The organism is Streptomyces glaucescens (genome assembly GCF_002154375.1).
Taxonomy (GTDB): Bacteria; Actinomycetota; Actinomycetes; order Streptomycetales; family Streptomycetaceae; genus Streptomyces; species Streptomyces glaucescens.
Genome location: NZ_MUND01000463.1, coordinates 1 through 1585, shown reverse-complemented (window position 1 = coordinate 1585; position 1585 = coordinate 1). Strand labels below are relative to the sequence as shown.

1 protein-coding gene is annotated in these 1585 nt (G+C 73.8%); it reads right to left on the bottom strand.

Features of this window, described 5'->3' with window-relative positions; translation table 11 throughout:
* Positions 1 to 34 precede the first annotated feature (34 nt).
* On the bottom strand, positions 35 to 1585 hold a 1551-nt coding region (locus CCN42_RS27925), incomplete at its 5' end, for an ABC transporter substrate-binding protein (protein WP_086739743.1).

The following is a 1585-nucleotide window of genomic DNA, read 5'->3' as shown; positions in this document are numbered from 1 at the left end:
GGTGCGTACGGCCGGCGGAAGCGGGCGTACGGCGTCAGTCGAGGACGTGCATCCGCGTGAGGTTCGGCACGAAGTACTGGGCGCTGAGGAACAGCCCGCCCACCGCGGGGCCGTAGAGGGTGCACTGCCGCTTGTAGTAGACGGGGATCACGGGAGCGTGCTCGGCCATCAGGCGGCGGTCCAGGTCGGCGTAGCGTCCGGCGACGGCGGCGCGGTCGGGCTCCTGGGCCAGCGCGGCGATCTCGGCGGTGATCTCCGGGTCGTCGAAGTACGACAGGTTCATGTTGCCGCCGCGGGTGAGGCGGTCGCCGCGGAAGAGCACGTCGAAGACGCCGGAGGCGTCCGGGAAGTCGGGGCCCCACACGCCGTAGATCAGGTCGCAGTCGTTGTCGGCGTCGCCCATCAGGCTGTAGAAGGCGGCCTTGTCGACGGGGCGCAGCTCGATCTCGAAGCCGGCCGCCTCCAGCGCCGCCTTGACCGCGGGCGCCACCGGCGCGTTGGGCGCGGTGTCCGGGTAGGCGAAGACGAGCGGGCGCAGCTCCTTGCCCGCGATCAGCTCCTTGGCCCTGAGCGGGTCGCCGTGCTCACCGGAGGGGTAGACGTCGTCGGCGCGGTAGCCGGGGACCATGGGGGCGAGGATCGTCCCGGCCCGCTCGGCGCCCGCGTCGCCGCCCGCGAGCCGGACGCAGGTGCCCTTGTCGAAGGCGTGGTTGAGGGCGCGGCGGACGTCGACGTCGGTGACCCGGCGGGTGTTGATGTACACGTACTGGAGGTAGGCGGAGGGCCCGGCGACGACCCGCGCGCTCAGCTCCGGGTCGGCCAGCACCTCGGCGACCCGGTGCTCGGCGACGTCGAAGGTGGCGACGGCGGCGCGGTCCGCGCCGGCCGGGTCGAGCAGCCGCTCGGTCTGCGCGTCGCGCGGGACGCCGAACTCCCACAGCACCTCGTCCGGGTACTGGTGGCGGATCGGGTCGGTCGCCGGGTCCCAGTGCGGGTTGCGCTCCAGCAGGTAGTGGCTGCCGGGCACGAACTCCCGGACCCGGTACGGCCCGGTGGCCAGCCAGGACGTCTCGTAGTCGGCGCCGGTGTCGCGGTCCGCCGGGACCGGGGTGGTGGTCGTGGTGGTCGCGAAGAACGGGAAGCCAGGGGTGGGCTCCGGCAGCGAGAAGACCAGGGTGCGCTCGTCCGGCGTGGCCACGCCCGGCGCGGTGGGGCCGTCCTGCTCCGGCCCGCGGTAGGCGCGGCCCGGGTCCAGGGCCTGCTGGATGAACTGCGGCCCGTAGACGCCGTTCGGGCCGAAGGAGCGGGCGATCGCGTGCGCGACGTCGTACGAGGTGATGGGCGTGCCGTCCGCGAACCTCAGCCCCTCGCGCAGGGTGTACGTCCAGGTGCGGCCGCCGTCCTCGCTGCGCCCGGTGTCGGTGGCGAGGTCGCCGACCAGGCGGCGCGGGCCGCCGTCGTAGCTCTCCACATAGCCGGTGAGGGTGCGGTGGAACAGGCCGGTGGCGACACCGAGGGTTGTGCCGATGTACATCTGCGTGGGGTCGACGTGCTCCGGCGGCGCGTCGGCGAGCAGCACGACCCG